Source organism: Acidithiobacillus caldus ATCC 51756, assembly GCF_000175575.2.
GTDB classification, from domain to species: Bacteria; Pseudomonadota; Gammaproteobacteria; order Acidithiobacillales; family Acidithiobacillaceae; genus Acidithiobacillus_A; species Acidithiobacillus_A caldus.
The window spans coordinates 283,053-296,855 of sequence record NZ_CP005986.1 but is presented as its reverse complement, the minus strand read 5'-3'; the positions used below and the strand labels follow the sequence as shown (position 1 = coordinate 296,855).

Here is a 13,803-nt window from a genome sequence, read left to right as displayed (position 1 = left end):
GCGCGATGGCTGCGCTGCCACCGTCCGGCTCTGCCCTGGGCCTTGGCCTGCGCCGCAGTTTTCTGGCGGAGCTCGCGGCACGCGACCCTCTGCCCGTGGACTTCCTGGAGACCTCTCCGGAGAACTGGTTCCGCTTCGGTGGGCGCCCTGCGCATACCCTCCGTCAGCTGAGCGAGCGTGTGCCGCTCCTGGCACACGGGCTGTCGCTATCCATTGGTGGCCCGGATCCCTTGGATCGCGCCTTGTTGGACGACGTGGCGCGGTTTCTGGAGGAACACGGTTGTCCACACTATAGTGAACATCTGGCCTTCTGCCGCGATGGTTCCTACCTCCACGACCTGCTCCCCATCCCCTTCAATGAGGACACCCTCCGCCACTGCCGCGACCGTATCGTGCAAGTGCAGGACATTCTGGAGCGCCCGTTGCTGCTGGAAAACACCGCATACTACGGAGATTTTGCGAATAGCACGCTGAGCGAGACGGAGTTTTTCTGCCAGCTGGTACACGAGAGCGACTGTCGGATTCTCCTGGATATCAACAACCTCTACGTCAACAGCCGCAATCACGGCTACGACGCCCTGAGCTTCTTGCGGGCACTACCGGCAGAGCGGGTGGTCTATCTGCACTTGGCAGGACACGCTGCACATCCCAGCGGTCAGCTCATCGACACCCACGACCGCGGGGTTTCGGCGCCGGTGTTGCAGTTACTGCGGGAGGCTTTGGCGTATCTCGGTCCACGTCCGATCCTCCTGGAGTGGGACCACGCCATCCCGAGACTGGATCTGCTGCTGGAGGAACTCGGCCAACTCGCGGCTACCGCTACTGTCGCCGCGGCATGAGCGCCGGCGCACCACTGCATCGCCTGGCCATGGCTCTGCGCCGCGGTGACGCACAGATGGCTGCGGCGGCGGGCATGACCGGCGCTACCTTCACGCTGTATCGCGAACTTCTACTCAGCAATCTCGAGGCAGGGCTTGCCGCCTGTTATCCGCAGTGCAAAAGGCTCCTCGGTTCTGACTGGCCGGTGCTCGTGCACGACTTCCTCGCTGAGGGTTCTCTCCCAAGCCCCGCCTTCCACGAATGTCCCGAAGCCTTTCTGCGCCATCTCCTTGCTCGAGAGGGAAGACAGCCGCCGTGGCTTGCGGCCCTCGCCCATTGGGAATGGGAAGAGCTGGCCCTATCCCTGGCCCCCTCGGTCCCGACGCCTCCTGCCCGGAGAGTTTTCCGGTCCTGGCAAGACCGGCCACTGCTCAATCCCACACACAGCCTGCGCGCCTATGCCTACGCCGTGCATCGTGTCGAGGAACGCACGGGCCCGCCGGTGGCGGAAACCGTCTATGTTTTGCGTTACCGCGACGGCGAAGGCTTCGTTCGTCACCGGGAACTCGATCTGGCCGAGGCGCGCCTGCTCAGCGCTCTCAGCGAGGGAGCGGGCACGGTGGCGGCGGCCGTGGCCCGGGCTTTTCCCGACAGTCCCCTGGACGACGGTCTGCGCGCGCGTATCGCCAATCTCTTCAGGAGCCTGGTGGATGCGGAGGCTCTCCTCGGTTTCCGCGAGGACGAAAGCCGGTGAGTGGGCTTCCCCGGCCCGGCGTCGTGGTACTGCACGGCGATCGCCTGGAGGATCTGCTCACGGCCATACGTCAGTGGCTCGGGGCCAATCCGCTGCCGCCCCTGGTGGAGGACACCTTTCTCGTGCAGAGCAATGCCGTGGGCGAATGGCTGCAATGGCAGCTGGCCGAGGGCGATGGGATCTGTGCCGGGATCCGGGTCAGCCTGCCCGCCCGCTTCTTGTGGGAAAGTTACCGTCGGGTGCTGGGACCCCGTGGCGTGCCCGACGACACCGTCTGGAGCAAGGCGGCGCTGCGCTGGCGCCTGCTGCGGCTCTTGCCGAGACTCGCGCACGAAGCGGACCCCGGCGGCGTACCACTGTTGCGTTATCTGGCCACCACGGATTCCTCCGCCCTGGAGCGGCGCTGGCGCCTGGCGGGCCTTCTGGCAGATCTCCTGGATCAGTATCAGGTCTATCGTGCCGACTGGCTGAAGGATTGGGCCGCAGGCCGCTGGACCCTGCGCGACGGACGCGGCGTCCTGCGTGATCTGCCGCAGGACCAGCGCTGGCAGGCCCAGCTCTGGCATTGGCTCTGCCGCGAGGTGACGGAGGGTGGCAGCCACTTCGCTGGCCGCGGGGAGATCCACGAGGCGTTTCTGCAGCGCCTGCGGGAAGCCGCTCCTGGCTCTCTGGATCTGCCGCCCCGACTCATCTTCTTCGGTGCCGTCAGCCTGCCAGCCCAGAGCCTGGAGGCCCTGGCTGCCCTTGGGAGGCACCTGCAGGTGCTCATGGCCATCCCCAATCCCAGCGCGTATCACTGGAGCGATGTCGCCGGGGCCGATGAGGATCTGCGTCGGCAGCGCCGGCGCCGTGTCCTCGGCACCTCAGAAGCGGGTTTCGGCCCACGCCTTCTGGCAGCCTGGGGACGTCAGGGACGCGATTTCATGCGCCTTCTGGATCGTTTCGACGAGAGCGTGGAGATGGGTCCGCTCTGGGGCCTGCAACGGGTGGACTTCTTCACCGAGGATACCGGCACCACCCTGCTGCGGCAGCTGCAGACCCGTATCCGCGATCTCGTAGACAGCCGGGAGCCCGGCAGAACCCTGGCCGAGAACGACGACTCCCTGGTCCTGCACAGCAGTTATGGCCCTCTGCGCGAGCTCCAAGTACTGCAGGATGAGCTCTTGCTGCGCCTTGGCCGTGGTCGTGGTCTGCGGCCACGGGACATCGTGGTCATGGTGCCGGACATAGCCTCCTATGCGCCTTTGGTTCAGGCGGTGTTCGGCGTCTATGGAAAGAACGACCCGCGCTATATTCCGTTTCATATCGTCGACCTCACCCCGCAGGAGCGCTCAAACCTGATCCGCGCCCTGGTCTGGCTGCTGGGTCTGCCCCAAGGCCGCGTCACCCAGAGCGAGATCCGCGATCTCCTGGACTGCAGCGCCCTGCAGCGACGCTTTGGCCTTGCGCCGGAGGATCTGCCCCAAATCCATGCCTGGCTGGAACAGGGAGGCTGGCGCTGGGGCCTGTCGGCGGCGCACCGAGCCGATCTGGGTTTTGCCGCCTGCGGCGCTCCCACCAGCGGCGCCTTCGCGCTCCAGAGTCTGTTGCTGGGCTACACCAACGGCAGCGACAGTCACTTCGACGGCATCGAGGCCTGCGCCGAGGTGGGCAGCCTGGATGCCGCCCTCCTCGGCAAACTCTGGGTGCTCTGGGAGCGGCTGGAATCCTGGCGCCAACGCCTGAAGGAGGCGACGACCCCGGAGCATTGGGTGGAGCGGGCGCGCCAGCTCCTTGCCGATTTTTTTGTGGCCAGCGATACGGCGGACCGTGAGGCCCTCGAGCAACTGGAAAGTGCCCTGGAGGACTGGCTGCTGCAAACCGAGAAGGCCGCCTGGGACGGGCCTCTACCTCTGGAGATCTTCCGCGAGGCCTGGCTCGACGGCCTCGAGTCCGCGGGGGATGGCGCCTTCCTGGGCGGCGGCGTTACCTTCTGCACCCTGATGCCCATGCGCTCCATTCCCTTCCGCATGGTCTGTCTGCTGGGCATGAACGATGAGGACTATCCGCGTCCCGATCCGCGACGCGACTTCGATCTCATGACCCTGCCCGACATGGCCCGCCCCGGCGATCGCTCGCGCCGCGAGGACGATCGCTATCTCATGCTGGAGGCATTGCTCTCTGCCCGGGATGGTCTCTACCTCAGCTGGACCGGCCGCGATCCGCGCAATCAGGAAAACCGCGCTCCCTCGGCCCTCATCCTGCAACTGCAGCGCGAGATCGTCGGCATCTGGGGCGAAGACGCCCTGCGCACGCGCTTGCACCTGGACCCCCTGCAGCCTTTCAGCCCCCGCTATCTGGAGCCCGATGGCCCAGAGAGCTTTGCCCGCGAGTGGTTCCCCGTGTCCACCGTGGAGGACCGAAGCGTGGCTGTCCTTTCGCCTCCCGCTGCCCGCCTGGAGCTCGCTTTGTTGGACCTGAAAGGTGCCCTGTCCGACGCACTGGCGAGCTTCTACGCCCTGCGCCTAGGCGTCGAGTCGCCGTGGCGCGACAGGATGGCAGCGGACGACGAAGCCTTCCGGCTGGACGGACTCGGACAGTGGCAGATCTTGCAGCAGCTCTGGGAGCGCGCGGCGAGCCCCGCGGAGCTGCGCGAGGGTCTTGCGGCCGAGGCGCGACGGGGGCACCTACCCCTGGCCGCCGCCGGAATACTGCAGCAGCAGCGGCTGCTGACCCTCATGGAATCCCTCTTGGGCAGCTGGCAGGCCGTAGCCGAAGCACTGGGTCCCGAGCACGAAGTGCTGGAGGACGAATTTCTGGGCGATGGCTTTCGCCTCCAAGCCAGGCTGCCCAAAGATCGCTCCTGGAACGCCAATCCGCTGGGCATCCACCTGCGTCGCCACACCAGCAAGTTGTGGCATGGGGGCAAGGCCCGGGCAGATCGCCTGCTGCTGTGGTGGCTGGAGCTCACGGTGCTGCAAACCAAGCGACGGGAGGGCGCGGTGCTCGGCCTCTTCCTCGGTCAGGACGGCTGGCTCTGTGCGCCGGCGCCAGTGGCAGCCGATGAATCCCTGGCGGAACTCCTGGCATGGCTGGGAGAAGCCCTGCGCGAGCCACATCCCCTCAGTCTGGATTGGGCCCTCGCCCTATTGGCGGATGCCGATCGTGGCGACGGCGCCGGCAGTCGTCGCCACATCCTTGGTGACGGCCGCGGTGCAGCCGGTGCCTGGCGTGAGAACTGGCTACTGCAACGCCACTTTCCCAACCCGGAGGCGGTGCTGGAATGGCGCAGCAGCGCCGGACTATCGGCTCTGGATCTGGCGCGCAGGATCTACGAACCCTACCGTCGGTGGCTGGCAGCGGTCCAGCCCCTGGCGGATGGGCTGGAACTGTCGGGCCCGCAGCTACTGCAGCGGGCGGTGGACAGCGTGAGCAGCCTCCGCGAGGCGGCGCAATGAGCCGCGTCCTCGATCCCCTCAGCCTGCCCCTGCAGGGGAGCGCCCTCATCGAGGCCAGCGCCGGCACGGGCAAGACCTACACCATCGCCACCCTCTACCTGCGTCTGCTCCTCGGCCACGGCGAGCCCGCGACACCGCCACGCCAGCCCCGTGAGATTTTGGTGATGACCTTTACCCGGGCGGCCACGGAGGAATTGCGGGAGCGCATCGCCCTGCGTCTGTATGAGACCATTACTGCCCTGCGCGAGGGCGCCCCGCCTGCCTCCAGTGATGCGCTCCTGCAGAGGCTGCTGCGTGACTACCCGGATCCGGCGACGCGGGCGGCGGCCATTATCCGTCTGGAAAACGCCTTCAACAGCGTGGACGAGGCCAGCATCCACACCATCGATGCCTGGTGTCACCGGGTCCTGCGGGAGCACGCCCTGGCTACGGGTCACGATCCCGAAGCCGAGATCCTGACGGACAGCGCACCCCTGCGCATCCGCGCGGTGCAGGATTTCTGGCGGCGCGAGATCTATCCGCTGCAGCGTGCCGCACCCTGGTGGCTCCAGCGTACCCCGGATCCGGAAACCCTGCTGGAACAGGTCGCGGGACTGCCCTGGCTGGATCCGCCCCTGCCCGCACCGAGAGCAGCCTTCCACGACTGGCTGGAGAACGCAGCCGCGCCCCTGCTGAAGGCGGGCACCGAGCTCAAGGCGCAGTGGTCCAGTACCCTCCGCGATACCTATGGCCGGTGGCTACGGGAACTTGCCGACCGTGATCCTTACCCTCTGAATCGAAAAAGCCTCCCTCCGGAGAAACTCCAAGGCGCACTCCAGAGCCTCGACCAATGGTGTGTGGAGAAGGACGCCTCCATTCCCACGGCCATGGCCACGGTCGCCAAACTGGGCAGCGCCTTGGCGGAATGTGTCAAAAAGGGCATGCACTGCCCGGCACCGCCTTCCCAGGCGCAATTCGATACCTTCCTTGCCGCACTCCAACAATGGCAAGTGGACGACGAGGTATTGCATGGCCAGGCGCTGGCGCAGGCGGCAGCCAGCATGGCGGCGCTCTACGGCGAGGAAAAGCAACGCCTGCGCCAGCTGGAATTCAATGACCTTAGCCGAGCACTCTGGAACGGGCTACGCGGCCCCGGCGGCGAGGCGCTGGCAGAGGCGCTGCGCCAGCGTTTCCCGGTCATCCTCATCGATGAGTTTCAGGACAGCTCCGCCCGCCAGTACGCCATTTTCGAACGCATCTATCGCCCCAGTGAGCCGTGGCCCGACAGCCTCATGCTGCTCATCGGCGATCCCAAGCAATCCATCTACCGCTTTCGCGGGGCGGACCTCGACAGTTACCTGCGCGCGCGGGCCGATACCGCCCCGCGGCACTATGTCCTGGGCACCAACTATCGCTCCGCCGAGCCTCTGGTGGGGGCCCTCAATGCCCTCTACGCGCGGGCGGACGAGCGCTGTCCCGGCGGAGCCTTCGACTACCGCGGCGAAGGCGACGATCCCCTGCCCTATCAGGCCGTAGCTGCTGCCGGCCGCAGCCAGCGCTGGCAGCTAGGCGGACAGGAAGGCCCGGCCATCACCTTTGCCCAGCACCCTCTGGCCCTGACCAAGGAGGAGTTCCTGACCCATTTCGCCGAGTGGACCGCAGCCACCATCGCGCAGTTGCTCGGGGACTCCACCAGCGGTTTCGTCGGTGCCGATGGCAAACTGCGACGCGTCGGTGCCGGCGACATCGCCATTCTCCTGCGCGATCGCAAGGAAGCCGCCATCATGCTCTCGGCCTTGCACCGACGCGGGCTGCCAGCAGCCTTCCTGAGCGAGAAGCAGTCCGTCTACCATAGTCCCGAAGCCGAAGAACTCCGTCTGTGGCTGTTCGCCCTGCTCCACCCCGAAGACGAAGCCGCCTTGCGCTGCGCCCTTGCCCTGCCGCTACTGGGTCTTGCCCAGCACGACCTGTGGCGACTCGATACGGACGAGGGACTCTGGGCGCAAGAGGTGGAACGGCTGCGTGAACACGCCAGGATCTGGGCGCACTCGGGTATCCTGACCACCCTGCACCGGCGCCTGCACCAGCAGGCCACCGCCGCGCGCATTCTGGCGCGTCCCGACGGTGAGCGTCGTCTCAGCAATCTGCTGCATCTCGGCGAATTGCTGCAACAGGCCAGTCAGCATCTGGAGGGGAGAGAGGCCCTCCTGGAGCATTTGCAGCGCGAGCAAGACAGCGAGGACAACCCCGCCGATAGCCACGTCCTGCGCCTCGAAAGCGACGCGCACTGTATCCGCATCCGCACCATCCACTCCGCCAAGGGCCTGCAGTATCCCCTGGTCTTCCTCCCCTTCATCGCCGCAACCCGCAAAGACGGGAACGTCCCACCCTGGCAGGTCGTCACCGACGACGACCATTCGACCCTATCCTGGCAAAGTCCATCTGCAGAGCTCATGGACCGGGAACGCCTGCGGGAAGATCTGCGTCTGCTCTACGTCGCCCTGACCCGGGCCGAGTATGCCCTCTGGCTTGGCCTTGCGGCGGGCAAAACCGCCTCCACTCCACTCTGGTGGCGCAGTGCCGTGGGACGTCTGCTGGGCGCAGACGAGGGCAAGACCCCTGACCAATGCCTGGAAACCTGGAAACGGTACCCCGCCTGTCGGGTGCTCGCCGCCGACACCATCCCCAGCGCCCCAGCACCACGCTTCGCCGAACCCCCGGAGCCCAGGCGAACACCGCCGGTGTACACGGCTCGGTTCGAACGCGACTGGAGTATCCACAGCTTCAGCCGCCTCAGCCAGAGCCTCCAAACCTCCGTTGGCCCGTATCCATCCCCAGATCGCCTAGACCCGGGCGCGGAGGCGGCAGGGCAAGGCTGGCACACCTTTCCCCAAGGGCCCGGGGCGGGACGCTTCCTTCACGAACTCCTCCAATGGCTGTGGCGTGACGGCCGCTGGCCCGAAGACTGGCGTGAAGATTTCCTGCATCGTTGCGATGAGCGCGGTTACGCGCCATGGGGCTCCGTCCTCGTCCACTGGTTTGCGGTACTGCGCGCCAGCCCCCTTGGGTCCCTCGGGACGACATTCGCTGAGCTGCGCGGAGCGCGCACGGAAATGCCCTTCTGGTTTCCCAGCCAGCATCTGCCCACGAACCAGCTCGACACCCTCTGCCGCCAGTACCTGCTGCCGGGACGCGAACGCCCGATACTTGGCAAACAGAACCTGCACGGGCTCTTTCACGGCTTCATGGATCTCGTCTTTGCCGTGGATGGCCGCTATTACGTCCTCGATTACAAATCCACGCGTCTCGGTGAAAACGATGCTGCCTACGGCGACACGGCCATCCGCGAGGATGTCCTCGAGCACCGCTACGAACTGCAGGCGGCCCTCTATCTTCTGGCCCTACATCGCCACCTGCGTCAGCGCCTGGGGCGCCAGTATCGAACCGAGCAGCATCTTGGCGGTGCCTGGCTCTGGTATCTACGCGCCTGTGCCACCGCCGGCGGCGGGCTCCTGTACCTCGCGGCGGACCCCCAACTGCTGGACGCCCTGGACAGCGCCGTGGGCAGGAGCTAGACCCCATGCCCCACGCCCCCCGCGATCGTTCCCGTATCCTGAAGCTATTGGACGACTGGCACCGTGCCGGCTGGATCGGCCCTCTGGAGCCCGCTCTGGCCCGCTGGATGGCGGAGCGCGACCCGGACATCGCCCCCGAACTCCTCTTCCTCGCCGCCATCACCGTCCACCTCGAAGGCCTCGGTCACACCAGTCTGGATGTGCCGGCTTTTCTCGCCCAGCCCCTCTACTACCTGGACTGGCCAGAACAGGCCGGTGAAGCCCTGGAGGAATTCCTCGCAGCGATGGGGTCTGGACCAGAAGCTTGGCAGGCCGCCCTCATCCGTGGCGGCCGGATGCTGGCACAATACCACGACCGCACTCCCCCCAATATCAGCCAGCGAGGGCCGGAAACTCCCCTGGTCTGGGATGGACGGCGTCTGTACCTGCGCCGGCATTTTCGCGACGAATGGGAGATCGACCGCCAGTTACAAAGCCGCGTCGGCACCACCGTCGCGTATTTTTCCGAGGGCTCTGCCACCCTGACGCGGCTCTTCGGCCCCGCCAGTAGCTCCAGCGCTGGCGATGGGCAGCGCCTCGCCTGCGCTCTGGCCGCCGAGCGCGGCTTTACCCTCATCACCGGTGGACCCGGTAGCGGCAAGACCTACACCATCGCCCGTCTCCTGGTGCTGCTCATGCAAGCCGCGCCGCGGCGGGTTGCGCTGGCCGCTCCCACCGGCAAGGCGGCGCTGCGCATGGACACAGCCCTGCGGCAGAGCGTCGACGATTTTGTCCGACGCGGCGACGACGATCTTGCCGATCTCTTGCGTCAGGTTCCCCCGGCCCAGACCCTACACCGCCTCCTGGGGGCCCGGCCTGGCACCCGGCGCCTGCGGCACGACGCCCATCGTCCCCTGAATTTCGACCTCCTGGTGGTGGACGAGGCTTCCATGATCCAGCACGACCTGATGGCTGCCCTGCTGCGCGCCACACCGGCGCGGTCCCAACTCATTCTGCTGGGCGACCCGGATCAGCTGGCCTCGGTGGAGGCCGGCGCGGTGCTGGCAGAAATCTGCCGTGGGCGCGCCGTTTACTCGCCGGCCACGGCAGAGGACCTGAAAAGGCGCTGGGGCATCGCCCTGGCGGCGGATTCTCTCCGCGACGATGCCAGTGCCTTGGAGGAGGCGGTGGTACGGCTGAGCAGTAGCTACCGCTTCGACGGACCCATCGCCAAGCTGGCCACGGCCATCCGTAGCGGAGACGCCGAGTGCGTGATCGACCTCCTCGCCGCCAGTACCACGGTGGAGGGCAGCGCCCTGGGCTGGATCGATCCCCGCGCGGGCGCTGGGCGCGCAAACTTCCTGGAGTTGGCCGAGCGTACCTGGCGCTCCACCCAAGCCCGCTTGGAGCAGGTCCCCAGCGGCGAGACGGAACACGCTACCTGGGTGCGCGAGCTGCTCGCGGCTGCCGACACCTTCCGCATCCTGTGCGCCCTGCGCGAGGGCCCCTGGGGGGTTGCCGGCATCAATGCCCAGATGGCAGCCCAACTGCGTCCGCCGGGATATTCCGGCGACTGGTATCCCGGGCGTCCCGTGCTGGTCCAGCGCAATGATCCCATAGCCGGTGTCTACAACGGTGATCTCGGCCTCGTACTCCCCGACACCCAGGGACGATTGCAGGTCTATTTCCCCCGGGGGCCACAGCTGGCGCCGCTGCGCCTGCACCCCCAACGCCTTGGCGACGCCACCAGCGCCTATGCCCTCACCGTGCACAAGGCCCAGGGTTCCGAGTTTCAGCGCGTTCTTCTGATCCTGCCTCCCGAAGATTCGCCGGTGCTCAGCCGCGAGCTACTGTACACCGCCGTCACGCGGGCGCGGCGCGAATTCATCGCCGTCACTCCCCTGGAAACGCTGAGCCGGATTCTGGGCCGGCACGGACGGCGCATGAGTGGACTGGCGACGCGCCTGTTCCCCGAGGTCTCTGGCCACTGAACTCCCGGCACGGCGACTAGGCAGAGGCAGAGGTAGGTCGTAAGATAAGATCGGTTCTATCCATCACCTTGCCAGGAATATCCCACTGGGTCCAAGTCATCCTCCAACGCGGGAGCGCCCTTGAAATCCACATCCTCCGGGTCGTTGTCCGGTGCCGACGAGGTGTCCGCCGGGCGAGATCGACCAGCGCTCATCTCCCCCCTGGACCGCTTTGAGGACCTGGTGGAAACCGCCATCGTCCATGCCGTGGACGATTTTTATGTCCACGCCCGGCAACACTCCCTAATTGGACCCTTCCTTCAGCGCCTGGGCGACGATGGTCTGGAACGCCTCATCCGCGCGCAGCGCGAGCACGCCTGGATGATTTTGAGTGTTCTGCCGGATGCCGAGCGCGATGCCCGTGCACGCAAAGCAGGGCGTCGGCACGCACTCTTTGGTGTGGTGCCGGAATACGTGATAGAGGCGACCGCCCTCTATGCCACTGCGCTCCTCAAGGCTCTGGATCCCCTCCTGCAGCGCGACGGGAATCTGCGCGACCTTCTGCTGCAACGCCTGGGTCAGGATCTCAGCGCGCAGCTGGCGGGTATGGACGAAGCCCGGGGGGTGGAGACGGAGGTCACGGAAAAGATCGATCTCCTTCTAGTGGCGGAGCTACCCGTCACCCAGCTGGCCCAAAGCATCCTGGATGAACTTCTGATCATTCCCGGCCTGGCCGCCGCTTGGCTCGGCGAACCCGACGGCCGCGGCGGCCTACGGATCCTGGCCAGCATCGGCGCGGGCATGTCCAGCTATCTGGAGGTCGGAGAGATCCGCATCGATGGCGGTGAAACCGCCAGAGGTCCAGCGGGACGAGCCTGGCACCTTGCCCAGCCGGTGATCGTCGACGACATCCACACCTATCCGCACTTCGGGCCCTGGCGTGAGGCGGCCAACGCCCGCGGCTGGCGCAGCACGGCAAGTATTCCCATTCTTCTCGGCGAGCGGATTCAGGCAATCCTCGGGCTTTACAGCACGTTGCCCGGTTTTTTTTCCAATCCCCAACGGCAACGGCTGCTCCAACACCTGGCCGTCATGCTCGGAATCGCTCTGCGCCGACTGGAGCAACACCGCCACCTGGAACAGGTGCACGGGCTGTATCGAGCCTTTCTCGCCGAGGGCGACGTCCTCATCCGTGCCCGCTCCGAGGCCGAAATGCTCCGGCGTAGCTGCCAACGCCTGGTGGAGAGTACGTTTTTCAGTACCGTCGCCGTCGTCCGTCCCGATCGCGACGGCTGGTTCCGCCCCCTCGCCTCGGCCGGGCGCGGCAGCAACGTGCTGGCAAACCTCCACATCCACACGGATCAGCGCGAGCCACCCAGCATCGTCGGCGAGGCCTGGCAAAACCAGCGGCTGCGCTACCATAACGACTATTGCCACGACCCGCGTTACGCCGCCTATCACCCGACCTTCCGGGAGCAGGGCTGGGCCAGCTCTGCCGCCATTCCCATCCTGCGCGGCGGTGCGCTGTGGGGCCTTTTGACCATCATCAGTACCGAAAAAGACGTCTTCGATGAAGAAACCCTGCGTGCCTTGGCCAGGATTAGCCGGCTCCTGGGCTTCGGTCTGGACGAACTGGACCTGCGCGAGCGCATCGAGCAGGAACGCAAGGTACAGAGCTGGATGGCGCGGCACGATGCCCTCACCGGCCTGCCCAACCGCGTCGCCCTCCTGGACCGTATTCCCGAGGCCATGGAGCGGGCGCTCAGAGGGGATCGTCTGCTGGCCATCTGCATGCTGGATCTGGACGATTTCAAACCCGTCAACGACCGCTATGGACACGCCGCTGGCGATGCCCTGCTGCGGACCCTCGCCTTGCGCCTGCAGGGAGTCTTGCGCAAGACCGACTTCATCGCCCGCATGGGTGGTGATGAATTCGCCCTGCTGCTGGAAGGACTGAGCCGCATGGACGATCTGGAACAGCTCCTGGAGCGCATCGACCGTGCCCTACAGACGCCAACCCTGCTGCCCGGCGGTATCGAGGCCCATACCGGCGGTAGCCTCGGAGTCAGCATCTTCCCCTTCGACGATGGCGATGCCGAACAGTTGCTGCGCCACGCCGATCACGCCATGTACCGGGCAAAGGTCGGGAAGCACCAGCGTTCCCACTTTTGGGAAATGTATCGGGGCCGGGAGGAGGGCCGGGAGGAACCCGCTCCCTACGCTACCCTGTTGCACAGTGGCGCCTTGGTCCCCTATTTTCAGCCCATAATCGCTTTGGCCTCGGGCGAGGTGGCAGGCTTCGAGGCGCTGGCCCGCCTGCAACAAGGCGGCCTGCTCCTGACACCGGCGCATTTTCTGACTCAACTGTCGCGTCCCGATCAAAGGGAGCTCACCCGGCAAATGCTGTCCGAGGCCCTTGCGCTGGCCGTCGAGGGCGGTCGCCGGGGCAGGCATCTGGAAGTCTCCGTCAACATCGGTCCGGATCTGCTCCTGGACGCCTCCTTCATCGACCTCGTGCACCGGGTCGTCCGCCAAAGCGGGGTGGCCCCGGCCCAGCTCACCCTGGAGATTCTCGAAAGCGGCGAATTTTTGAACCTGGCCCTTGCCCGCGACCGCATCGATGAGATCCGTCGTCTGGGGGTACGCATTGCTCTGGACGATGTCGGCAGCGCCTACGCCTCCCTCTTGCGGCTGCGCGAGATTGCCGTGGACGAGGTCAAGCTCGATCAGAGCTTTGTGCGCGAAATCGGCAAGCGACCCGAAGATCTCAATTTCGTTCTCAACGTCGGCGGCCTTGCGCAAGCCATTGGCGCCCGCTACGTCGTCGAGGGGGTGGAAGATCTCAGCATCCTCGACGCCCTCGGCGTGCTGGCCATCCCCTACGTCCAGGGCTACAGCATTGCCCGGCCGATGCCGGCACAGGAGGTCTGGTCCTGGATCGCGCACTATCGGCCTCGACCTCAGCCGGACCTGCCCCAGACCCTGCTCGGTGCCTACGCGGCACATCTGCAGTTCGACGCCATTTATCGACTGGCACCGAGGGTGGTACAAAAGCTCCCCCATCTCGGCGACCACCGCGCCTGCCGACTGGGGCGCTTCCTGCGCGAACACCATTTGGAGGGAACGAGCCTTGCGGCAGCCCACCAGGCCTATCACACAGCCCTCGTCCATGGCGACGAGGCCGCACTGACACGCGCGCGGGGGGCCTTGACCACAGCCATGCGGGAACTGAAACGCGGCAATCCCACCACCCAGAACACATCCTTGAGCTAAGCCTGCCCCGCACCGGC

At 66.2% G+C, this 13,803-nt stretch carries 6 protein-coding genes; all 6 read left to right on the top strand.

The annotated features are described in order from the left end of the window. Positions 1–5: 5 nt before the first annotated feature. The 6 genes from ACAty_RS01470 (at position 6) to ACAty_RS01445 (ending at position 13,786) form a co-directional block, all read left to right on the top strand. Positions 6–839, top strand: a complete 834-nt coding sequence (locus ACAty_RS01470) for a DUF692 domain-containing protein (protein WP_004870276.1) — start codon at positions 6–8, stop codon at positions 837–839. Next, complete coding sequence (locus tag ACAty_RS01465) at positions 836–1,573, top strand: HvfC family peptide modification chaperone (RefSeq protein WP_004870273.1); 738 nt, start codon at positions 836–838, stop codon at positions 1,571–1,573. Before ACAty_RS01470 ends, ACAty_RS01465 begins: the two co-directional genes overlap by 4 nt. Next, positions 1,570–5,010 carry an exodeoxyribonuclease V subunit gamma gene (gene recC / locus ACAty_RS01460; RefSeq protein WP_004870269.1) on the top strand — a complete coding sequence of 1,147 codons (3,441 nt, stop codon included), beginning with the start codon at positions 1,570–1,572 and terminating at the stop codon, positions 5,008–5,010. The genes ACAty_RS01465 and recC overlap by 4 nt, the downstream gene beginning before the upstream one ends. Further along, positions 5,007–8,564 (top strand): exodeoxyribonuclease V subunit beta, encoded by a 3,558-nt coding sequence (gene recB, locus ACAty_RS01455; RefSeq protein WP_004870266.1) that lies wholly within the window; start codon positions 5,007–5,009, stop codon positions 8,562–8,564. The genes recC and recB overlap by 4 nt, the downstream gene beginning before the upstream one ends. 5 nt (positions 8,565–8,569) lie before the next feature. Continuing rightward, positions 8,570–10,534, top strand: a complete 1,965-nt coding sequence (gene recD, locus ACAty_RS01450; RefSeq protein ID WP_004870262.1) for an exodeoxyribonuclease V subunit alpha — start codon at positions 8,570–8,572, stop codon at positions 10,532–10,534. Positions 10,535–10,654: 120 nt separating this feature from the next. Further along, a complete protein-coding gene (locus tag ACAty_RS01445; RefSeq protein WP_038471487.1) occupies positions 10,655–13,786 on the top strand; it encodes an EAL domain-containing protein in 3,132 nt (1,043 codons plus the stop codon). Positions 13,787–13,803: the final 17 nt, after the last annotated feature.

What these genes read in the sequence shown, in the direction of transcription:
- ACAty_RS01470 (WP_004870276.1), top strand. Translation starts at nt 6, where the DNA reads ATGGCTGCGCTGCCACCGTCCGGCTCTGCCCTGGGCCTTGGCCTGCGC.
- recB (WP_004870266.1), top strand. Translation starts at nt 5,007, where the DNA reads ATGAGCCGCGTCCTCGATCCCCTCAGCCTGCCCCTGCAGGGGAGCGCC.
- recD (WP_004870262.1), top strand. Translation starts at nt 8,570, where the DNA reads ATGCCCCACGCCCCCCGCGATCGTTCCCGTATCCTGAAGCTATTGGAC.
- ACAty_RS01465 (WP_004870273.1), top strand. Translation starts at nt 836, where the DNA reads ATGAGCGCCGGCGCACCACTGCATCGCCTGGCCATGGCTCTGCGCCGC.